This is a genomic window from Providencia sp. PROV182 (assembly GCF_028480325.1).
GTDB lineage: Bacteria > Pseudomonadota > Gammaproteobacteria > Enterobacterales > Enterobacteriaceae > Providencia > Providencia hangzhouensis.
The window spans coordinates 94,204-117,159 of record NZ_JAMPOL010000005.1 but is presented as its reverse complement, the minus strand read 5'-3'; the positions used below and the strand labels follow the sequence as shown (position 1 = coordinate 117,159).

The following is a 22,956-nucleotide window of genomic DNA, read 5'->3' as shown; positions in this document are numbered from 1 at the left end:
ACGCAACCATCATCACCACCATCATCCTGACTAGTCTTTCGGGCGATGTGTGCTGGAAGACGTTCAACGAATCTTCCGGTGGCTGAAATGCGAATTGAGAGAACCCTCGGAAGATAATCTTCCGAGGGTTTTTTTATTCTTGAACAAAGAGTTACTAAACAAAAAAATTTAAAAGGGATAAGGGTAAAGTCATGTTGGATAAATCACGTTTACGTATTGCAATACAAAAATCAGGCCGTCTGAGTGAAGAATCAAGAGAATTGCTTTCTCGCTGTGGCATCAAAATCAATTTACAACAACAACGTTTGATTGCTTATGCAGAAAATATGCCTATTGATTTACTCCGCGTTCGCGATGACGATATTCCGGGGCTGGTCATGGACGGTGTCGTTGACTTAGGGATCATCGGTGAAAACGTTCTTGAAGAAGAGTTATTAAACCGCCGTGCTCAAGGGGAAAACCCGCAGTATAAAACCCTGCGTCGTCTTGATTTCGGTGGGTGCCGCTTATCTCTCGCTGCCCCATTAGATTTCAACTATACTGGTGCTGAGTGCTTAAATGGCTCACGCGTTGCAACTTCCTACCCTCACTTGTTAAAACGCTATTTCGACCAAAAAGGCATTCAATTTAAATCATGCTTGTTAAATGGTTCAGTTGAAGTTGCCCCGCGTGCTGGCCTTTCCGACGCTATCTGTGACCTCGTCTCTACAGGTGCAACACTTGAAGCAAACGGTCTAAAAGAAGTGGAAGTTATTTATCGATCTAAAGCCTGTTTAATTCAACGTGATGGCGAAATGTCGCCGGAAAAACAACAGCTTATTGACCGCATGATGACCCGTATCCAAGGTGTTATCCAAGCACGTGAATCCAAATACATCATGTTGCACGCGCCAAGTGAAACACTGGAAGAGATCATTGCCTTGCTGCCGGGCGCTGAACGCCCAACAATTCTACCGTTAGCTGGCGAACAAAGCCGTGTAGCGATGCACATGGTAAGCTCAGAAACGCTGTTCTGGGAAACTATGGAAAAACTCAAAGCTTTAGGTGCAAGCTCTATTCTTGTCCTGCCAATTGAAAAAATGATGGAGTAAGCCGTCATGAAAATGGGATTTAACCAACCTGTTCGCTGGTCGGCTTGTAACCAAGAGCAACAAAGCGCTTTATTAATGCGCCCCGCAATAGCGGCTTCTGGTAGCATTAGTACTGCGGTTAGCCAAATTATTGACCAAGTCCGTAACGAGGGCGATATCGCTCTCAAAGCACTGAGCCGTCGTTTCGATAAAACTGAAATCGAAACAGTGCGTGTACCTGCAAATGCTGTTGACGCGGCAGAGGCTCGTCTTGGTGATGAAATCAAAACAGCAATGAAAACCGCCATTGGTAACATTCGTCGTTTTCACGAAGCCCAAAAACCCACTCCGATTACAGTAGAAACACAGGCAGGCGTCGTGTGCCAACAAGTCACACGCCCAATAGATGCGGTCGGTTTATATATTCCGGGGGGGTCTGCTCCCCTGTTATCAACGGTCATGATGTTGGGAACCCCTGCGAATATCGCAGGCTGTCGCAAAATTATTTTGTGTTCGCCCCCACCTATTGCCGATGAAATTTTGTATGCAGCGAAACTGTGTGGCATCAGTGATATTTTCCAAGTAGGCGGTGCGCAAGCGATTGCTGCAATGGCATTTGGTACCCAAAGTATTCCTGCGGTTGATAAAATTTTTGGCCCTGGTAATGCCTATGTCACTGAAGCAAAACGCCAAGTGAGTCAAAGCCATGATGGAGCCGCTATTGACATGCCTGCGGGACCTTCCGAAGTGTTGGTCATTGCTGATAACGGTGCAAACCCAGCATTTACTGCATCTGATTTGCTATCTCAAGCAGAGCATGGCCCTGATTCACAAGTTATTTTATTAACTGATGATGAAAACTTTGCCCAACGCGTGATCGAAGAAACAGAAAAACAATTAGCGCAACTTTCACGTGCAGAAATTGCTCGAGAAGCATTGAGCGCCAGCCGTGTCATCATCGCTGATTCCATCGCTCAATGCGTTGAAATTAGTAACCGTTATGGCCCTGAGCACTTAATACTGCAAACTCGCAATGCAGATGATTTAGTAGATGCAATTACTAGCGCGGGCTCGGTGTTTGTTGGCGACTGGTCACCGGAGTCGGCTGGCGACTATGCATCAGGCACAAATCACGTATTACCCACTTACGGGTATACCGCAACCTATTCAAGCCTTGGCCTCGCCGATTTTATGAAGCGAATGACAGTTCAAAAACTGTCGAAGCAAGGTTTATTAGGCTTAGCCGACACCATCGAAACCTTAGCCCAAGCAGAGCAACTCACCGCTCACAAAAATGCCGTTACCTTACGCGTTAACGAACTAAAAAAACAAAATCAGGAGTAAGTCATGAGCCAACCATTTAATGCCGCCAGTCTTGCACGTGAAAATGTTAAAACCATGACGCCTTATATGTCTGCACGACGTTTAGGGGGAAATGGCGACGTTTGGCTCAATGCCAATGAATACCCAATTGCACCTGATTACCAATTCAGTGAACGCAACCTTAACCGTTATCCTGAATGCCAACCAGTTGCGGTGATCAATAACTATGCAGCTTATGCCAAAGTTAAACCAGAACAAGTGCTAGTTTGCCGTGGGGCCGATGAGTCCATCGAGTTGTTAATCCGCGCATTTTGTGAGCCGGGGAAAGATGCGGTGATGTTTTGCCCGCCAACCTATGGCATGTACAGCGTCAGTGCAGAAACCTTTGGTGTTGAACAAAAGAAAATCATGGCGTTGCCAGACTGGGCATTAAACGTTAACGCGATCCGTGAAAATCTATCCAATACCAAACTGATTTATATTTGCAGCCCGAATAACCCAACAGGCAATATCATCGACAATAAAGATTTACGCGAAGTGCTAGATATGGCTGCGGGCCGTGCATTAGTCGTTGTCGATGAAGCCTATATTGAGTTCTGCCCACAATACAGTGTGGCAAGCTGGTTAGCACAATACCCAAACTTGGTAATTTTAAGAACCTTATCCAAAGCCTTTGCATTAGCAGGTTTACGTTGTGGTTTTACTTTAGCATCCCCTGAAGTGATTGAAGTGCTATTAAAGGTTATCGCCCCTTATCCTTTATCAACCCCTGTTGCGATGATTGCAGCTCAAGCCCTTGAGCCCCAAGGTATCGAGACGATGAAAAGCCGTGTAGAAACGGTAACAGAAAACCGTATTGCACTTCGTGAAGCGCTACGCGACTTATCAGTGGTTGAACATGTTTATCCAAGTGAAACCAACTATATTTTGGTGCGTTTCACTGATGGAAATAAAGTCTTTAAAGCCCTGTGGGACCAAGGCATTATTTTACGTGACCAAAGTAAACAACCCGGTCTCATTAATTGCCTGCGTATTACTATTGGGACAGAAATAGAAAATACCCGTGTTATTGAAGCTATTGCAGCACTTTGCTAATTAGGAATGATTCATGAGCCAGAAAATTTTATTTATCGACCGTGATGGAACATTAATTACCGAGCCGCCAACTGACTTTCAAGTTGATAGTTTAAGTAAACTCGCCTTTGAAAAAGCAGTTATTCCTAGCTTACTTGCTCTGCAAAAAGCCAATTACCGTTTAGTGATGATAACCAATCAAGACGGCTTAGGCACCGATAGCTTTCCAACAGCAGATTTCGAACCCCCTCATAATTTAATGATGCAGGTATTTGAGTCCCAAGGCGTTAAATTTGATGACGTGTTAATTTGCCCACATAAGCCCGAAGATAACTGCGCTTGCCGTAAACCTAAATTGCAGTTAGTTGAGCGCTATTTAGACAACAACGTATTAGACAGCGAAAACAGCTATGTGATTGGTGACCGTGAAACAGATATTCAATTAGCTAAAAATATGGGTATCAAAGGGTTACGTTATAACCCAGCTGAACTTGACTGGGAGGCCATCACCCAGCAATTAACCAAACGCAACCGCCATGCACTGGTGAAGCGTGTAACAAAAGAAACCAATATCCAAGTTGAAGTGTGGCTGGACCAAGAAGGCGGCAGCAAAATTAGCACTGGCGTAGGCTTCTTTGACCACATGTTAGACCAAATCGCGACTCACGGCGGTTTCCGGTTAAACATTGAAGTGAATGGCGATTTATTTATCGATGACCACCACACGGTTGAAGACACCGGTCTTGCACTAGGTGAAGCATTGAAAGTGGCACTGGGTGATAAACGCGGTATCGCACGTTTTGGTTTCGTTCTGCCAATGGATGAATGCCAAGCGCGCTGTGCACTGGATATTTCAGGTCGCCCGCACCTTGAATACAAAGCCGAGTTTAAATACCAACGCGTCGGTGACTTAAGCACAGAAATGATTGAGCACTTCTTTAGCTCACTTTCCTATGCCATGGGTTGCACATTACACCTGAAAACCAAAGGGAAAAACGATCACCACAAAGCCGAAAGTTTGTTTAAAGTTTTCGGCCGCACATTGCGCCAAGCAATTCGTGTTGAAGGGGATACGTTACCTAGCTCGAAAGGGGTTCTGTAATGAACGTTGTCATCCTTGATACCGGCTGTGCAAATTTAGCCTCCGTAGCCTATGCGGTGAAACGCCTAGGCTATAACCCTGTGGTGAGCCGTGATACCAATACTATTTTACAAGCTGACAAAGTCTTTTTGCCGGGGGTTGGTACTGCTAGCGCAGCCATGGAAAAGCTCACTGAACGTGAATTAGTTCCGTTAATCAAAGCACTAACCCAACCGGTGTTAGGCATCTGTTTAGGCATGCAGCTACTCGGCTCTTTCAGTGAAGAAGGCCAATCTACAGTGCCACTACTGGGGTTAATTGATAGCCCTGTACAAAAAATGGATGCCAATGGGCTTCCAGTTCCACATAGCGGTTGGAACCAAGTCAAAGCCTTAGCAGGAAACCCCTTGTTTAGGGATATCCCTGATAATGCCTATTTCTATTTTGTACACAGTTATTCGATGCCTATTTCCAGCAATACCATCGCGCAAACTCAATATGGCAATCCGTTTAGCAGTGCCGTGAATTGCGATAACTTCTATGGTGTCCAATTTCATCCAGAACGTTCTGGCGCAGCAGGTTCACGTTTGATTCAAAACTTTTTGGAGATGTAATTACCATGATCATTCCCGCATTAGATTTAATCGATGGCACTGTGGTGCGATTGCACCAAGGGGATTACGCCAAACAAACTGATTATGGCAATGACCCACTCCCACGTTTGCAGCAATATGAAAAAGAAGGGGCAAAACTATTGCACCTCGTGGATTTAACAGGTGCGAAAGACCCGCAAAAACGCCAAATTCCACTGCTCAAAAAATTATTAGCTGGCGTGAGTGTTCCCGTACAAGTTGGTGGTGGTATTCGTACCGAAGAAGATGTTAAAGCCTTACTGGAAGCCGGAGCGACCCGTGTCGTCATCGGCTCAACGGCAGTGACCAAACCGGAGCTAGTCAAAACATGGTTTGAAACCTATGGTGGGGAAGCCATTGTACTTGCGTTAGATGTACGAATTAATGACAAAGGCGTAAAAGAAATTGCCATTAGCGGCTGGCAGGAGAATTCAAATTTAACCTTAGAGCAAGCCATTGAAATATATCGCCCTTATGGCTTAAAACACGTCCTTTGTACTGATATTTCCAAAGATGGAACATTGGCGGGTTCTAATGTGAATTTATACCAAGAAATTAGCCAAAAATTCCCTGATATTGCCTTTCAGGCATCAGGGGGAATTGGCGATCTAGATGATATCGCGGCTATTCCGCCATCTGGTGCAGCTGGCGTGATTGTTGGTCGTGCACTATTAGAAGGTAAATTCACCGTTACGGAGGCAATCAAATGTTGGCAAAACGCATAATTCCTTGCTTAGACGTCCGTGATGGGCAAGTGGTTAAAGGTGTCCAATTTCGTAATCACGAAATCATCGGTGATATTGTTCCATTAGCACAACGCTACGCCCAAGAAGGCGCAGACGAGCTGGTGTTTTATGATATTACCGCCTCTTCTGATGGCCGAGTGGTAGACAAAAGCTGGGTTGCCAAAGTCGCCGAAGTGATTGATATTCCTTTTTGTGTTGCAGGTGGGATTAAAAGCGTTGACGATGCCGCGCAAATTCTGTCTTTTGGCGCAGATAAAATTTCCATCAACTCCCCGGCATTATCCGACCCTACATTAATCAGCCGTTTAGCTGAACGCTTTGGCGTACAATGTATCGTTGTCGGTATTGACACTTGGTTCGATGAAAGCTCAGGTGAATATCTCGTTTACCAATTTACTGGCGATGAAAAACGTACCACACAAACCACGTGGAAAACCCTTGATTGGGTAAAAGAAGTACAACAACGTGGCGCGGGTGAAATTGTGTTAAATATGATGAACCAAGATGGTGTACGCCAAGGGTATGATCTACAACAACTCAAAAAAGTCCGTGAAGTCTGCCAAGTGCCCTTGATTGCCTCTGGCGGCGCAGGTGAAAAAGTGCATTTTCTTGATGCCTTCACTGACGCAGGTGTTGACGGTGCTTTAGCCGCTTCTGTATTTCATAAACAAATTATTAATATCGGTGACTTAAAACAATACCTAGCCGAAAACGGAGTTCAAATTAGAGTATGTTAACCACAGAACAATGCAGCCAACTTGCATGGCAAAAAGTCGATAACCTGATGCCTGTTATCGTACAACACGCCGTTTCAGGTGACGTGCTAATGCTTGGGTATATGAACCCAGAAGCATTGCAAGTCACCTTAGACAGCCGTAAAGTCACTTTTTTTTCTCGTACAAAACAACGTTTGTGGACGAAAGGCGAAACCTCCAATCATTTTCTAAATTTGGTGGATATCTACCCTGATTGTGACAGTGATACGCTACTGGCTCTCGCACTGCCGGATGGCCCAACTTGCCATAACGGTACACAAAGCTGCTTCGCGCCCGCACAAAGTGACTGGGGCTTTTTATTTGAGTTAGAAACATTACTAAAAGAACGCAAAACTGCCTCTCCTGAAAGCTCCTATACCGCGCGTTTATATGCTAGCGGTACTAAACGTATTGCTCAAAAAGTGGGTGAAGAAGGTGTTGAAACCGCTCTGGCGGCAACCGTTAATGACCGCGCTGAATTGACTAACGAAGCCGCGGATTTGATGTACCACTTATTAGTCTTACTACAAGACCAAGAGCTGGATTTAAGCACGATAATCAAACGGTTAAAAGAGCGTCATCAATAAATAACAGGCTGCCAGCCTCGCTGGCAGTTTTATTTTATGGGTGCAAAATATTATCGATTTGCGCATCGCTCAATGAAATACCAAAGAATTTCAGATAGAAATCAGCCGTTTCTTGTTGCATATCGATATCCACAAAGCGCTCTGGGTACAGTGTTTGTGCTAGCCACAGAAACTGCAATGCCTCCTCTGACGTTTCTCGGCACCACCAAAACATTCCCTTTGGGTTCACATATACCTGCTGGTTTTTTACCGCGCTAATTGCTTTCCATTGAGGAGATGTGAGTATGATATTAGCATCTTCTTTATTCATCGCAACAATCACATCAGGGTTCGCAGTAATAATGCTTTCCAACAAGACCTCACCTGAATTATTTTTTTTATCCGAAAACCAAGTCTCAGCCACATTTTTTGCCCCTGCTAAATCCATCCAATCTTGATTTAATGATGGGCGGCCAGACGTAAATAACACGTTCCCCATACTGTGGTATACCGTCCGTTTTTCTGCATCAGTGAGCCCTTTTAGTCGTTCATTAACTAATACGATATTACGGTCAAAATAGCGTTGATATTCAATAGCTTTACTTTGCGCATCAGGGCCCAGCTCTTTTGCTGTGGCTTGAACCCTTTCTTGTAACGATTTTAATGAATTCGCTGGGTATTCAACCAGTTTCATCCCTGCATTTTCTAATAAATCACGTTGTGGGACTTCCATTCCTTTAGCAATGAACAGTAACTCCGTACGTAATGAAATGATTTGTTCTGGGTTTAATTGATTGCTAATACTGATCACTGGAACATCATCAATATTGGGTAACATTTGGCGAAATAATGGAATTTTTTTCGCGATCATCGATGTGCCGACAATTTGCTCACCGTAACCTAGCATCATAATAATAGTATTTTGTGCTGGCCACGGTGTTGCAATACGCAATTCGGGGTTATCTGTCTTCGCCTGTATTGCGCTACTCATTAGTAGTCCAAACAGTAAAATGACCGATTGCAGAAAAATGGTTTTTCTCATATTTTTCACGCCGTTTCACCTTAACGTAAAACGGCATACTCCTAGACTGTTATAATTAGAAATCAAACGTAACCGTTGCGCGAACTTCACGGCCTGAACCTAAAAAAGCACTTCCCCCTTTCCCTTCTCCATTGATACCTGATGGAAAAATGGAAGCCCAATAGCGCTCATCCGTTACGTCATTGACGGATAATCTGACCGTCGTTGGAACTTGATTGATTTTTGTACTATAACGAGTTCCTAAATCCAATGTTGTGTAGCTACCTGCCCAACTAGTATTGGTGTCATTAGCAGCTCGTTTTCCTGTATAGTGCACATTAGCGCTGTACACCAGTTCTGGCATTGTCGGTAAACTGTATTCCACTAACATATTGGCTTGAACTTTCGGCACACCAACAACACGTTTATCACGCGTTGTCGTGAACTTGGTATCTTTGAGTTTTGGATCTAAGAAAGTCACGCCGCTATAGACATTTAGCCCTTGCCAAACATGGCCGGTTGCCGTGAGCTCTAGCCCTCGGTTTACTTGTTCACCTTGTTTGCGGAACACGTTGTCATCCCCCGCGTAGGCAAATGGCCGCTCCAAATGGAATACCGCAGCACTAAGGTTTAAATCTGCTACATCGGCTTTAATACCCAATTCATATTGTTTGCTACGATAAGGGTCTAAAGTCTGCCCTTCATTTTTCAGGTTTTGATTCATCGGCGCGGTATCCCCCTCTTCTAACGAATCAGCATAGCTAATATAAGTCATCACCTGAGGGGTAATTTTATACATCAATGCTGCTTGAGGGCTGAGGCCATGGTCATTGGTCTGGCTGGTTTTGTGGTTTTGTTTATCAAAGCTACGGCTTTCAATCCAACTTTGGCTGAGATAAAACATGGCTGACCATTGTGAATCAAACGTGATTGTGTCACCGACAGTGATACTTTGTTGGCTATTTTCAGCTGATTTATAACGTGAACCTCCCGTATGAATTTTGCCATCCGATGGCTCTTCCATTGGCGACGGGCGGTGCATATTGGTTTGCCCCAAATCACGTCTCACGCTCTTGTCTTTTGCACTATAAATCGACCAAACATAGCCATTCGTCGCTAATGATAAATCATGACCAATAGAGCCTGTGTCTACATGACCATTAATTACCACTGAATTACTCAACACACGAAAACGTCCCGAAGCAGGAGAATCACTTAATGAGCGGCTAATGGTTCCATTGTTATCTTGAATGGTACTTGTCACCGTACGCATCGCCCTATCCGCTTGCTGATAACCAATTGCCGCTTTTAGTGTCCAATCCTCATTAAAATCATGAATTAATCGAGTACTAACGGTATCAGTGGTTAAATCATTTCCTGCGGTATGCAATGCTAAATTTTTATCTTGTGGATTAGGTGATTTTGGTAATTTGATAGCAGAGCCATAACTAAAACTACCCACATAACCTTTTTGCACAAAATTATAGTGGCTGGCATTAAACTGAAGCTGTGTACCCGGTTGAATATTCCAATCAAGCGCCACAGAGGCTAACTTACGGCGTAATGTGCTCTCTTTAAGGCTGCCTGTTCCCTCTTCATCCAACAAATTAAGGCGATATCCAAAACGTTTATCAGCATCAAAATAACCACCTAAATCAGCATGGCCACTATAGGCATTACGGCTTTGGTAACCTAAAGAAAAACGCTGAATATCCTCAGGGCGTTTTGTGGTGAAATTAAACTGCCCTGCGGGACTTGCAGGGCCATACAATGCTCCCGTCAAGCTATTAATAATGTCCACTCTATCCAACATTTCCACGGGAAATGCCGTTGTTGACACCATATACAGATCATCAATCCGGCTATTCGTTACCACGCCACCTTGCATGCCTCGGCTTTGTGGACGCCCTACATCCATCCCTCCACGGGCTTGCATTTGTGTACTTGGCGCATATTTCAATAACTCACTCAAACTTTTAGCTTGTTGATTATTAATCATTTCGCGGCTAATCGTGGTTGTAGAATACGGCGTATCAATCCACTCACGGTTGCCTAATGGGCCAATATCAATTTGCGATGTGAAAAAGCCAGCACCAGCCTGTGCTTCCATGGTTACATCACTTGGCGCTGCGGTGACTAACATTCTATCTTGCTTAGGTTTAGCCAGTTGTTCAGAAACTTGTGCTGCAACAATAGACGGTGCGATCCCTGCAATAAGCGGCATAATGAGATATAAATTAAATTTACGAGTCATATTATCTTTTCGTTATATAAAATTTTATATTACCGATAATACAATGCAGCGTAAATGATCAAACTCAATCCTTAATAAGATGTATTCTCAATCAAAATAAAAAAATAAAAAATTAACCCATTGATTTTATTTATAATAATTAATTCACCAGAAGATATGACAACAAAACCCAAAAATAGATTAACAATATAGTTAAAAACCGCATCTGATATGCAATTTATAACATTTTCCAAATTTATGGATTTTAGCTCGCTATATTTCACGGTTGTATCTCTTAATTAACTTGTTATCATTTCTTATTATTGATGTGGTTTTAAAGGGAAAAAACAGTGTCTGAAAATTCTATTTTTATGCAACTCACACAGTTACTTGATAAAAATAATGCAAAATATCGTGTGATGGAGCATCCCACAGCCGGGAAATCGGAAGAAGTGGCAAAAATACGTGGCACGCAGCTTGGGCAAGGGGCAAAAGGACTAGTATGCCATGTAAAAGGAAATGGGGTCCGCCAACACGTACTGGCAATTTTACCTGCTGATAAACAGGCTGATTTAAGTAAGGTTGCCATAGCTATTGGTGGAACTCGCGCATCTCTAGCAAGCCCAAAGGAAGTCGATGAGCTCACCCAATGTGTGTTCGGGGCTATTCCGCCTTTTAGTTTTCACCCTAATTTAAAGTTAATTGCTGACCCACTATTATTTGAACGTTTTGAGGAACTCGCCTTTAATGCAGGTACATTAGAGCGCTCTATTATTTTAAATACAGAAGATTATCAAAGAATAGCCGCACCGACTTTAGTTGAGTTTATTCGCACAGAAGAAAAATAGTTTTGTATTAAAAAAGGGTATTCCACAGAATACCCATCAATAAGTAAAATTAACCAATCAATCGCTGATCATATTCCTGACTGGCATTTTTTAATGCCACAAAATCTGATCCACAAATAAACCGCTTTAATGCGGTAAATTTTTCCTCCGACCAATCATAGATTTTCAATGCTAATAGTTCAGTAATTACATCGTGTGAGAAGCGGTAGTTAATCGGCTTTGCAGGGTTCCCTCCCACAATGGAGTAAGGCTCGACATCTTTGACCACTACACTATTAGCAGCAATTACAGCTCCTTCACCTATTTTAACTCCGGGCATGATAAAGGCTCGCATGCCAACCCAGGCTCCGTCGCCAATCACTGTGTCGCCTTTTCCTACATAAGCTTCTTCAATAAATTCAAGAAAAGGATATAAGCAAAACCAATCCATTCGGTGAGTATGATTCCCTCCCATTAATATCACAGCTTCGCTACCAATACAGACATAATCACCGATATAAAGTTGGTCAACATTCCATGCTAGCTGCCAATCTCGGCTTTGTTCATCACCTTGTAGATAACGCACAACTGACCGCTCAAACCCGTTATCCCAGCAGTCGCTATAATAACTATGCTTACCTTTAATATGGATATTGGGATTTTGTACAACCTCATGAAGGAGCTCGTATTTTGACCAATGCTTTTGATTCATGGTACTAAACCTTTTAATTCGTTTATATTTACCATAGAACGCATTCTATGGTGATGTATCCGCGTTCAAAATACATCACACTAAGTAATCATTGGCTTTTTTAGTAATGAGTTATTCATTTTAACCTCACTAGTTCAAATAATATTAATTTCCTCACTCATGGTGAGCTTTCCAATACTTAGAGTATCATTTAGGAGTAACTATTAAACAATTCATCTTTTTTTTAAAGATATTTTATCTTACCATCAACTAAAAATTTGACCAGCTTCTACGAAACAACAAATAGATAAGATAATATTTTATGCCAAATAAAAACTTAAGTACGACTTCACCATCATTACTGATTAACAGTTTAAAAAGCCATATTTTATCAATAGGAAACAATGATTATTATATAGATACTATAAATAAGTCTAACTCCATTCTAGATTATTGGCATTTAATAACAGAAATAAACAAATCCTTCGGTAATCTCTCATTTTTTGAAAATGGGAAAACCAATCATTACTTTAATAACAACCAGCACTCTAGTGATGTAGATGGTGAATTAAAAGGAAATGTATTTTTCGCCCAAGCTAATATTATTCCATCTAAACTCCATATAGATGGAGATAGTAAGCCAAAACTAGTTAAGGAACGTAAGACTTTAATTATGTTTAAACCGCATACTCATATTCCAGAAGAAAATCTAATTCAATTAAATATTTATGATAAAAATCATAATTTAATCATGCAAAAACCACTATCCCCACCATCTAAACTGCCAAAAATTGCAAATAATAGTATAAGAGAAACTAATTTATTACCTCGTGATTTCAAATCACCGGTAAATTTCGACCTTGTCATGAGATCTAATAGTGAATTAATTGAAATTTCCAAAAATCAAAATCACTTGCATAAAGCAATTTTGAATAACAAAAACATAAAGTTAAAACTTAATCATAACAACACAAAAAAAACTTTTATTCTAAATAACAGCATCAACTATAAAGGTAAAACTATCACATTACACAATACTGATAATAACGACATTAAAGTTAATTATGGCAATAACACTTCTGTATTACCTTCAAAATCATCCACTCGTTTTATGTGTGATGAAAATGGGTATTGGCTGACAAAAAGTGATGCTAAACAAATGAAATATTACAGTCCACCTAGAAAAGCAAGCTCAAACTCTCTTCCAATTATTTATTTTGAAATTGGAAACCTGCCAGATATCGATATAAATAAAATAGATGCAGATTTTTTTGAGAAAAATCTAGAAGAAAACTCCACCTTAAAAATAATGAAAATGGATTATGACAGAGTCAAAAAATTCACGCTAAAAAAGAATAAAAAATTTACATCTAAAAAAATCATTTTCACATCAGAAGCTAAAGAGTCAACATTCATCCACACTACAAATAAAGTTTTCGAGCTAAAAAAAGACAGTATATTATTATTCCATTGTAATTCAAATGGCAAATGGAAAAACATCCCTATTTATTCTAGTCACACATCAAAAATCAACAACTCATACCCTAATAAATTTGATATAACTTTAGATGAAAATGAATTAATCATTGAGGCTTCGAAAAAAAGAAATTATTTAAATAATCTAATAAAGAATAATGACTCAATAAAAATATTGACTAGTGATGGTAATTGGAGTCGTGACTTCACATTAAATAAAAATGATGCATTCCATAATAAGAAAATACTGTTTAGCTCTAATGCATCGTATAACAGTTACATTCATTATGGAAAAAACACTATAAAGTTACAAACAGGTGAAAACGTCCTTTTTGTCTATGATTTAGATAAAAAATGGATCCCTATTAATCAGAATAACAAAGAAAATTTCATTAGCAACTTGGAATATATAGATAAAACATGGTCTACTACAATCCCAAAAGAATATATCCATCCAGAAATAAAACTTGAATTTAATTATCAAGGTCAGAAAAGCATATTATCTAACATTGATGTAGGTGCACCAAATGAATTACTCATTAATACTTTTGATATAGGGTTGCTTACACCACCAAGAGATACACTTCTATTTCTAGATAAATTTGAATTAAATCGCCAATATTATCAAACGATCCCGGTAAAAAAATTAATTGTCTCCCGCTACGAACCTATCCATTTGTTAAAAGTGGTCATGCCTAATGGCCAAGTATTTACAGATAATGCACCGGATGAAGGAGGAGGCCATAGTGGCAGCATGCGAGAGTGGATCACTAAATCTTTTTATGCTAATGGTGTTAACACCGCAAATTATGGCATAAATAGTTCAGCTCCAGATGCTGATTCCTTTGTTCCAACCTCCCAGATAACTGCCTATAACTCTGTCGGAATGTATAAAAATGGTAGAGTCGTCCACGGCTGGTCTGGTGGTGGAGGTAAAGCAACATTAAATAGGACAGATAGTAATGAGCTTAGCCATGAATTCGGTCACAATTTTGGTTTAGGTGATTATCATGGGGGAGATGAAGGCGGCTCCCATGCAGTTGCAAATAAAAAAAATTCAACCTGGCTATGGGATTCAGATAATAACTATTTTATTCCCAATATATACCAAGATGGTAAATTAAATCATGACGCAATGAGTGGAGGCGAATTTTATGATACTCGTTACAACGCTTATACTGCTTATACGCCTAACTCTTTCATTGCAATTCAAAATAGATTAGAAAGTAAATATGTATTTAGTACAGAATCAAAAACAGGATATAAAAAATGGGATCCAAAAACAAAAGAGATGGTAGATGCATATTTAGAACTATCACAATTCAATACCGTCGAGTTTACTGCAATAAATGGCTCAGATATTACAACTAACGATTTAAATTCACTATTTAAAAAAAATAAAAATATTATTATTTATAATGGAAATGGTTATCACGCCCCAAAAATCAACATTCCATTAGCAAATGAAAATAATAAAAATGCTATTTTAAGAATAGAATCAGGCGCAGATTTCGATAGTGAGCTTTATATTAACAACCAGATTGAACCAATCAAAAAAAATGATTTAATTTGCTATATTTCAGATGGTTACAATTGGAAGAGAAAAGATAGTAATGAAACAATCCTCTATAAAGTTCCCTATAAACAAGGAGTACCTGTTGTGACCTTAATGGGGTTCTATGACCCTAAAGATGTAATTGATAGCTATATCTACCCTTCTTTATATGGTTCTTATGGCATGGTTTATAGCTATGATAAAAATATAGACACTCAAATGCCATATTTAGAGGTTATTTTTGAAGATGGGACAATAAGCCAGTACCAACTTCATAACTTCCGTTCAAATGAAGAGATGATGAATAAATTTCATGTTAATATTGAGCGAAGTTTAAACCCCATAAAAGCTAATCTTTATATTAATAATAAAATTGTCCATTCTAGAGAAATTGAAATAAAGAAGAATAGACTCCTAACAACGATTAATGGTGATATTACATAATTTTATCTAAGTTATCACTAATTACTAAATTAATTAGTGATAACTATATACGACATAATGAAAAATAAAATCTTTAAACGATCTACTCTATGCTGATTTAACAAGAGATAAACTCGCTTTTCTTGCAAGTAATCCAAACAAACAACCAACCAGCATAACTAATGCTAATGATATTTTTGGTGCGATAGGCAAACCGATTGCACAAAGTCCGAGAGTTGCTCCTCCTGCCATTTGAACAAAACCCACTAAGGCAGATGCGGTGCCTGCTTCATTACCAAACGGTTCTAAAGCATAACTGGTTGCCGTTCCCATCATAAAGGCCAGCCCTGTACAAGCACAAGCGACAGGCAACATATAGACTAACCAATGGTTTTGTATTTCTATCGGCAATACGACAAAACCTAGCAATAATCCTAAGCAGCCAAGTGCCATCATTGAACTACCAATCAATAAACAGGTTGGCCGCCCTATTTTATGAATAAAATAATTAGCGATATAACTGGCAAACATGATCCAAAAACCATTAACACCAAATACTATAGAAAACGCGAGCGGAGTTAACTGGGCATCCCCCATCAGTACAGTTGGTGCAAGTGATACATATGTTAATGCCATACCCATCGTGCCTGCGTTCACTAAGGCAAAAATAATAAATTGAGGATTCCCCAAAATTCGCCAATAGGTTTTCAGTGGGATAACTTTTGCTTTTGGCAAATTAGCTGGGCGAGTTTCAGGTAAAAAGGCAACAATCAGCACTAATATGACTAACGCATACAAAGCAAGAAACCAGAACGGAGCTCGCCAGCCCCACGCTTCTGCTAACAGGCCTCCGAGCAGCGGAGCTAACGCAGGAACAATATTCAATGTCCCATTTAAGAAGCCAAAGGCACGAGCCGCTTCCGTGCCATTCATACGGTCACGTACACAACTAAATGCCACCACCGAAGTACAACAGACTGCAACCCCTTGCAATAAACGCGAGGCAATAAATACCACGGGTGTTGTTGCTGCAATAGCAACACCTGCCCCAATGATGTACAGCACTATGCCCAAAATCGCGACAGGTTTTCGGCCATACCTATCCACTAATGGGCCCGAAAACAATTGCCCTAGCCCCAGAACAAGAATGAACAATGCTATCGTTGACTGGATCACCGACTCACTGCTACCTAAATCCTTCGCAATATCAGGTATTGTTGGTAAATATAAATCAATCCCTAATGGACCAAGTAATACCAATAAAAGTAATAAGATAAGAAAATTACGCATAAGCCATGCCCAGACTCGATAAAATTAATTTTTAAAATATTAGATGCAATAAATTATAGAAAAGCTAAAGCCACCGTCGAATTAATGATTTACTTATAATGATAAATTAAATATTTTACGGCTCTTCAAAGTCAAAAAAGGCGCTAAACCTAGCGCCTTTTGTGTTATCAAATATTAATGATAACGAATTTTATTCCATCCACTCAGTGTGGAAAACACCGTCTTTATCCGTACGTTTATAAGTGTGAGCACCGAAGTAGTCACGTTGCGCTTGGATCAAGTTTGCAGGCAATACTGCTGAACGGTAGCTATCATAATAAGAGATAGCCGCTGAGAATGTCGGTGTTGGGATACCATTTTGTACGCCATAGCAAACAACATCACGCAGTGCTTGCTGATATTCGTCAGCAATTTGCTTGAAATATGGCGCTAGCAGTAAGTTTGCAATTTTCGCATCTTGGTTATACGCATCAGTAATTTTTTGCAGGAACTGCGCACGAATAATACAACCTGCACGGAAGATTTTTGCAATTTCACCGTAGTTTAAATCCCAGTTATATTCTTCCGATGCCGCTTTGAGCTGTTGGAAGCCTTGCGCATAAGACACAATTTTACCTAAATACAGTGCACGGCGAACTTTTTCAATAAAGTCTTTTTTATCACCTTCAACGGCTTTTAGGGTTGGACCGGTTAATACTTTAGATGCCGCAACGCGCTGATCTTTTAAGAAAGAAATATAACGCGCAAATACAGATTCAGTAATTAAAGTCAGGGGAATACCTAAATCCAGCGCACTCTGGCTAGTCCATTTACCTGTACCTTTATTAGCCGCTTCATCAAGGATCACATCAACGAGATATTTACCATCTTCATCTTTTTTCTTGAAAATATCTGCTGTAATTTCAATCAAATAGCTGCTCAGCTCACCTTTGTTCCACTCAGCAAAGATACCAGCTAACTCTTCGTTGCTCAGGTTCAAAGAACCTTTTAATAATGAATAGGCTTCTGCGATTAATTGCATATCACCGTATTCAATACCGTTGTGAACCATTTTCACATAGTGGCCCGCACCATCTGCACCAATATAGGTCACACAAGGTTCGCCTTCGGCTTGTGCTGCGATTTCTTTTAAGATTGGCGCAACTAATTCATAAGCTTCTTTTTGCCCGCCCGGCATAATTGAAGGGCCTTTCAGTGCGCCTTCTTCACCACCTGAAACACCAGTACCGATGAAATTAAAACCTTGTTCGGATAATTCACGATTACGACGGATAGTATCAGTGAATAAGGTATTACCGCCGTCAATTAAGATATCCCCTTTGTCCAGATGAGGAGTCAGCGAGGCAATAGTTTTGTCCGTCGCTTCACCCGCTTTAACCATCAACAAGATGCGGCGAGGTTTTTCCAGAGAGTCAACAAACTCTTCAATTGTATAGTTGGGAACTAATTTTTTCCCTGGATTTTCGGCAATCACTTCGTCTGTTTTATCTTTAGAACGGTTAAAGATAGACACTGAGTAACCGCGGCTTTCAATATTGAGCGCAAGGTTACGCCCCATGACTGCCATTCCGACAACACCAATCTGCTGCTTTGACATGAACAACTCCTGTCTGATTAGGACCAAGTCAGCCTCGACCGTGCTGACATTCTGTTAACGGGATCACATATTAACCTAGGATTGGGCAGCATGGTAGTTATTGATGCAATCGATGACGTATACAAGGCCATTTTTGTCAAGAATTGTCCAATTAGCGTGATTTTTTATTGATATTTCATTCAACAAACCGCATTATTCATTCGTCGGTATAAGCCGTCATATCAGAAGGTAAAACAAACTGTATGGAATGGATCGCAGATCCTTCGATTTGGGCGGGCCTCGCTACCCTTATCGTTCTAGAAATCGTTCTTGGTATTGATAACCTCGTCTTCATCGCCATTCTGGCAGATAAGCTCCCGCCAAAGCTGCGTGATAGAGCCCGTGTAACTGGACTTTTATTAGCCCTGATTATGCGTGTTGTGCTTCTATTTAGCTTGTCATGGCTCATTACCCTCACGAAACCAATATTAACTCTCTTTGAGCATCCTTTTAGTGCTCGAGATTTAATCATGTTGGTGGGTGGTCTATTCCTCTTGTTTAAAGCCACAATGGAACTAAACGAGCGGCTGGAGGGGAAAGACGAACACACCAATACTCAAAGAAAGACATCGAATTTCTGGGCTGTTGTTGCACAAATTATTGTTCTTGATGCCGTATTCTCACTGGACTCCGTGATCACCGCTGTCGGCATGGTTGACCATATCGGCGTAATGATTGCCGCTGTAACCATTGCTATGGTATTAATGATTTGGGCAAGTAAACCGTTAACTAGCTTTGTTAACCAGCACCCAACCATTGTCATACTGTGTTTAAGCTTCTTACTGATGATTGGTTTCAGCTTAGTTGCCGAAGGGTTTGGCTATGCCATACCGAAAGGTTACTTATACGCTGCAATTGGCTTCTCTATCATGATTGAAGTCCTAAATCAATTTGCCCAATTTAACCGTCGTAAGTTCCTTAAAGGCTCACGTCCACTACGTGAACGTACGGCAGAAGCGGTCTTACGTATTCTCAGCGGTAATAATGAGCGTGGGGAATTAGACCCGCACACTTCTGACCTTATCGCTGATAATCAATCGGTTTTTGACCCACAAGAGCGCTTGATGATTGCTCGAGTGCTCGGTATGGCACAACGTAACGTAGAAAGCATTATGACTTCACGCCATGATGTGGATTATCTCGACATTAATAAATCATCTTCAGATTTACTGCAATTAATGGAGAAAAACCCACACTCGCGTTTAGTGGTCATTGATGAAACTATCAGTGATGAACCTGTTGGGGTAGTACATGTAATGGATTTGGTTAAACAGCAATTAAAAGGCCAACCATTAAACTTACGTGCATTGATTACCCAACCATTGATATTCCCAGAAGGGTTATCTCTGTTAAAAGCGTTAGAGCAGTTTCGTAAGGCGCATACTCACTTTGCCTTTGTTGTGGATGAGTTTGGTTCTATCGAAGGTATCGTGACATTGACCGATGTAATGGAAACGATCGCAGGTAACTTGCCGGTTGGTGATGAAGAAAATGACTCACGCCACGACATTCAAAAACTGGATGATGGTACTTGGATTGCCAACGGCTTTATGCCACTTGAAGACCTGATCATGTTTATCCCTATGGAATTAGACGATAAACGTGAGTATGAAACGATTGCGGGTCTTTTAATGGAGCACTTGCAGCGTGTTCCTGAAGTGGGTGAACAAGTGACAATTAACGGTTGTATATTCCAACCTCTTGAGGTTAACAGCCACCGAGTTAATAAAGTGTTAATCACGCCACCTGCCCCTGAAGGTGATGGCTATGAATTTGAAGATGATTAATTAGTTTTATTTCTTTACTACAATACCGGCCTATAGAGCCGGTATTTTTTTGTCTAAAAACCGCAGATGTTATCTCTTTACCCGTTAACAATAAAAACAGTAGCGTTTTATTAAAGAAAATAGCATTGAAACACTGAATAATTCGACCAATAAAATACAATTAACTTTAATAAAGGTCATATCATGACAAACGTAAATAATGGCTCAAAAACAGTACTGCGACCGAATCCGCCTGCGATTAAAAATACAAATAACTCACCGAAAGGCCTGAGTGGAAATACTCACAGCGTTAGCAATGATAATCAAAAATGCCCCATTACTACATCAAAAAAAACCGTTCATAAAAAAGATGTTAAACAACTAAAGAATGCCATGACAAAGCTGTTAAGTGATATTACTTCAAAAATTAACGATATTAAAAACAACAAAGCAAATGGGGCCTTCTCTCAGGATAATATCAGAGAGTTAGGGGACAGATTAGATGCTGTACAAAAAAACATCGTTACATATCAAGGTCTGTTAAATAGCTCTTCATACAAGCATCATAGTTCGAAGCAAAAAACACTCAATGATGCACCAGGTCAAGTAAAAAACCTGAAGGCTCAGATAGCAGAATTAGAAAAACAAGATAATGACAAAATGAATCAAACTCACCAAGCTTACAAGAATAATAAACAAAAACACAACGAATTTCTGATAGGCAGAAAAACACCATCCAAATTTGAACAATAAATTATTACCATCAAATGGAGCCACCTATTTTAAGCGGCTCCATTTTTATACTATTCATATATGAAATATGCATTTATCTTCACAATGCATTCAATAAATCATTAAGCCCTTTATTTTCTTCTTTCTTTAAGAAATTACCAAGGGCTTCTTTGGCTTGAGTCCGTAGCTCATTACGCAGTAGTTTTTCCACATCTAATTGGTATTTTAAATTATTCCAACTACCATAAATACGCAGTGGAATGGTCATCGCTTGCAATTGCTGGACTAAACGTGAATCACCGCCCCAGCCGTTAGCAATATTAACCCCTAAATTGACATCAATGGTTTCATTAGGGATATTTATACGGCCTTGCCCACTAATATTCACTAAGGATGACATTGCATTCATAGAGGAAATGTTCAAATTACCTTTATTTAATTTCCCTGCTACAGTGAAGGAATCAACCTCAGTGACGTTACCCGTATTCACTGGTGTATTAATTTTATTGGTTACTCTGGAAACGGATTGCTGAATTAATAAAGGAATATTCAACCCCTGCAATTTTGCATTTCTTAACTCAAAATTAACAGGCCCCTGCCATTGATTTTTTACTGCATGGTCATCATAACCTACACCCGATAATGTAGCATTTAACGAAATTACCCCACTTAATTTTTGTGGCATATTGAAGGCTTTTAATAGTGGTGTTAGGTCGATATTTTTAAAATCCGGCCTTGCGGAAACGTATGCAGGCGTTGAACTGTAATTAAATGTCACTGGTAATGAGAAGGCACCACCAAATGCCTTACCCTGTAATTTTGAAACCGTCAAACGAGGTGTTTGGTTTTGTGCCTCAAAAACTACGTCACTAACCATCATTCCACGATAGATTAACTGGTTAATGGCTAAATTGATATTGGCGGAAAATACCTGCAAGCCAGATAAATCATATTGTTGAGGATTTGCACCAGAAATAACTGGTTTAACACCAACACGGTTATTATTCACCTCTGATTCGATACGGGTACTGCTAGGCACAGTCCCCAGTAAGTTATCTAAATCTAATTTTTCGGCCACTAAATTGACCATTATTTTGGGGGTATCGGCTAATTGTATACTAGCATCGCCTGACAGGGCACTTTCATTAGCCGTTATCACCAAATGGCTTAAACTGGCACTTTCTACTTTCCCTTTGGTGTATAGAAAATCACTTGTTATTTGCCCTTCAATTCCACTTTCAGGCAAATCAACACCACTCAATTTATAATCAAATTGCGTTAATTTCCCACTAATCTTTTGATTAATATCCGATAAATCGATATCTGCACGTAGATTAAATACAAACTCTTGTTGGTTTTTATTTAGATTTCCACTGAATTTAACAGCGACCTGTTTTTTATCACTTTTCTTCAGTGATAAATCAATGTTACGTAGGTTAAACTCATCTTTAGATGTTTGCCAAATCACTAAGCTATTGGAAATATTAATTTTTTCTATATCTAATAACCAGCTATTTTTCTCTGGTAAAGGGGAGGATGTAGGCACACCACCTGGCGCGACAGGAGCATTACGGTGAGTTTGGATTTCGCTATCCGGTGTTTTGCGGATAACAGCACCATCAATCACAATTTGCTCAACAGAAAGCTTATGGGAAATAAGTGGCCATAATTCAACATCTAAGCGCATATTATCTGCACTTAGTATGGGTTTAGCGGCATTCGGTGCAGTAAGGGAAACAGGGCCAGTAATAATGCTTAAAGTTGGCCATACATGCCAACGCATATCACCGTTGAATTCAAGTTGATAACCGCTTTTTTTCTCTACCTGTTCAACAATATAATGACGAAAATCATTCGGGTTCACCAACATTACAAGTGTGGTTAACCCTGCAACAATTACCACGAGTAAAATAATCAGTGTCGTCAAAAAACGTTTCATCCTTCCCTCTCTTAAATTCCGCTTGCGCTCGCCACAAAAATGAACTCACACCTATCCCTGAAAATGGGCGGAAATTACCTGTTTAATCTCCATTAAACGCCGCAATTTCCGCAAAGTTCA

The 22,956-nt window shown here is 40.2% G+C and carries 18 protein-coding genes and 1 other annotated feature; of the genes, 12 read left to right on the top strand and 6 right to left on the bottom strand.

Annotation, left to right across the window (positions count from 1 at the left end):
* Positions 1-9 precede the first annotated feature (9 nt).
* Positions 10-137, top strand: a sequence feature (His leader region).
* Between the two features lie 54 nt (positions 138-191).
* The 8 genes from hisG to hisIE are packed head-to-tail and all read left to right on the top strand — an operon-like array spanning position 192 to position 7,268.
* Positions 192-1,091, top strand: a complete 900-nt coding sequence (gene hisG, locus PR834_RS05335; protein ID WP_004256451.1) for an ATP phosphoribosyltransferase — start codon at positions 192-194, stop codon at positions 1,089-1,091.
* A 6-nt stretch (positions 1,092-1,097) separates the two neighbouring features.
* Complete coding sequence (gene hisD / locus PR834_RS05330; protein ID WP_196724526.1) at positions 1,098-2,414, top strand: histidinol dehydrogenase; 1,317 nt, start codon at positions 1,098-1,100, stop codon at positions 2,412-2,414.
* A gap of 3 nt (positions 2,415-2,417) precedes the next feature.
* Positions 2,418-3,488, top strand: coding sequence for a histidinol-phosphate transaminase (hisC, locus tag PR834_RS05325; RefSeq protein ID WP_094960650.1), 1,071 nt, complete (start codon positions 2,418-2,420; stop codon positions 3,486-3,488).
* Between the two features lie 13 nt (positions 3,489-3,501).
* Entirely contained in the window at positions 3,502-4,569 is a 1,068-nt protein-coding gene (gene hisB, locus PR834_RS05320; RefSeq protein ID WP_262960906.1) for a bifunctional histidinol-phosphatase/imidazoleglycerol-phosphate dehydratase HisB, read from the top strand.
* Entirely contained in the window at positions 4,569-5,162 is a 594-nt protein-coding gene (hisH, locus tag PR834_RS05315; RefSeq protein ID WP_004256463.1) for an imidazole glycerol phosphate synthase subunit HisH, read from the top strand. Before hisB ends, hisH begins: the two co-directional genes overlap by 1 nt.
* A gap of 5 nt (positions 5,163-5,167) precedes the next feature.
* On the top strand, positions 5,168-5,905 hold the full coding sequence (gene hisA / locus PR834_RS05310; RefSeq protein WP_096864148.1) for a 1-(5-phosphoribosyl)-5-[(5-phosphoribosylamino)methylideneamino]imidazole-4-carboxamide isomerase: 738 nt from the start codon (positions 5,168-5,170) through the stop codon (positions 5,903-5,905).
* On the top strand, positions 5,887-6,663 hold the full coding sequence (gene hisF, locus PR834_RS05305; RefSeq protein ID WP_094960647.1) for an imidazole glycerol phosphate synthase subunit HisF: 777 nt from the start codon (positions 5,887-5,889) through the stop codon (positions 6,661-6,663). The genes hisA and hisF overlap by 19 nt, the downstream gene beginning before the upstream one ends.
* Positions 6,657-7,268 (top strand): bifunctional phosphoribosyl-AMP cyclohydrolase/phosphoribosyl-ATP diphosphatase HisIE, encoded by a 612-nt coding sequence (gene hisIE, locus PR834_RS05300; protein WP_004256466.1) that lies wholly within the window; start codon positions 6,657-6,659, stop codon positions 7,266-7,268. Before hisF ends, hisIE begins: the two co-directional genes overlap by 7 nt.
* A gap of 34 nt (positions 7,269-7,302) precedes the next feature.
* Here the strand turns inward: hisIE and PR834_RS05295 are convergent, their stop codons facing one another.
* Both PR834_RS05295 and PR834_RS05290 read right to left on the bottom strand, forming a co-directional pair.
* A complete protein-coding gene (locus tag PR834_RS05295) occupies positions 7,303-8,277 on the bottom strand; it encodes an ABC transporter substrate-binding protein (protein WP_405127823.1) in 975 nt (324 codons plus the stop codon).
* A gap of 67 nt (positions 8,278-8,344) precedes the next feature.
* Entirely contained in the window at positions 8,345-10,522 is a 2,178-nt protein-coding gene (locus PR834_RS05290) for a TonB-dependent receptor (protein WP_442959646.1), read from the bottom strand.
* A gap of 350 nt (positions 10,523-10,872) precedes the next feature.
* Between PR834_RS05290 and PR834_RS05285 the strand changes: the two genes are divergently transcribed.
* Complete coding sequence (locus PR834_RS05285) at positions 10,873-11,349, top strand: YbaK/prolyl-tRNA synthetase associated domain-containing protein (RefSeq protein ID WP_272536506.1); 477 nt, start codon at positions 10,873-10,875, stop codon at positions 11,347-11,349.
* Between the two features lie 49 nt (positions 11,350-11,398).
* On the opposite strand, the gene PR834_RS05280 is transcribed toward PR834_RS05285, so the two are convergent.
* A complete protein-coding gene (locus tag PR834_RS05280; RefSeq protein ID WP_272536493.1) occupies positions 11,399-12,040 on the bottom strand; it encodes a CatB-related O-acetyltransferase in 642 nt (213 codons plus the stop codon).
* 301 nt (positions 12,041-12,341) lie between these two features.
* Between PR834_RS05280 and PR834_RS05275 the strand changes: the two genes are divergently transcribed.
* Complete coding sequence (locus tag PR834_RS05275; protein WP_272536492.1) at positions 12,342-15,494, top strand: M66 family metalloprotease; 3,153 nt, start codon at positions 12,342-12,344, stop codon at positions 15,492-15,494.
* A gap of 87 nt (positions 15,495-15,581) precedes the next feature.
* Here PR834_RS05275 and PR834_RS05270 read toward each other — a convergent pair whose 3' ends face one another.
* Both PR834_RS05270 and gndA read right to left on the bottom strand, forming a co-directional pair.
* Complete coding sequence (locus tag PR834_RS05270) at positions 15,582-16,763, bottom strand: multidrug effflux MFS transporter (RefSeq protein WP_196724522.1); 1,182 nt, start codon at positions 16,761-16,763, stop codon at positions 15,582-15,584.
* A gap of 190 nt (positions 16,764-16,953) precedes the next feature.
* Positions 16,954-18,360: an NADP-dependent phosphogluconate dehydrogenase gene (gene gndA / locus PR834_RS05265; protein ID WP_004256481.1), complete on the bottom strand. Its 1,407-nt coding sequence runs from the start codon at positions 18,358-18,360 to the stop codon at positions 16,954-16,956.
* A gap of 242 nt (positions 18,361-18,602) precedes the next feature.
* On the opposite strand from gndA, the gene PR834_RS05260 reads away from it, so the two are divergent.
* Together PR834_RS05260 and PR834_RS05255 are read left to right on the top strand one after the other, a co-directional pair.
* On the top strand, positions 18,603-20,186 hold the full coding sequence (locus tag PR834_RS05260) for a TerC family protein (protein WP_004256484.1): 1,584 nt from the start codon (positions 18,603-18,605) through the stop codon (positions 20,184-20,186).
* Between the two features lie 183 nt (positions 20,187-20,369).
* Complete coding sequence (locus PR834_RS05255) at positions 20,370-20,918, top strand: hypothetical protein (protein WP_272525684.1); 549 nt, start codon at positions 20,370-20,372, stop codon at positions 20,916-20,918.
* A 79-nt stretch (positions 20,919-20,997) separates the two neighbouring features.
* On the opposite strand, the gene asmA is transcribed toward PR834_RS05255, so the two are convergent.
* Positions 20,998-22,836 carry an outer membrane assembly protein AsmA gene (gene asmA / locus PR834_RS05250; protein ID WP_272536491.1) on the bottom strand — a complete coding sequence of 613 codons (1,839 nt, stop codon included), beginning with the start codon at positions 22,834-22,836 and terminating at the stop codon, positions 20,998-21,000.
* Between the last annotated feature and the right edge of the window lie 120 nt (positions 22,837-22,956).